General features: G+C 66.1%; 1 protein-coding gene. It reads right to left on the minus strand.

Annotated elements, in window-relative coordinates:
- The coding region (locus tag AC1RPQ_RS08595; protein WP_481762365.1) for a hypothetical protein at positions 1–236 on the minus strand (236 nt) is incomplete at its 3' end.
- Positions 237–251 lie beyond the last annotated feature (15 nt).

A 251-nucleotide genomic window follows, 5' to 3' on the forward strand; every position in this document is an offset into this window, starting at 1 on the left:
GCCCAGCGCGTGTCGGCGCGCAGCGCGGCCGCCTTGCGTGCAAGGGCCTGCCCAACGGTCTCCCCCTGCAAGTTGGCGGGCAGTGTTACCGCTTCCACGCGCTCGTGGACGAACGCCTGCAACTCGGCCGCGAAAGCCGTGGCATCCCGGATTTCGACGGTATCCGCGAAGCGGCGTACATCTTCCACCGTGACGCGCGGCAGACGGTCGGCAATGAATTCAATGGCAGTGGGCATGGTCATCTCCCAAGT

The sequence above is a fragment of the Dellaglioa sp. CoH-57-MRSF-21 genome, from assembly GCF_056781915.1.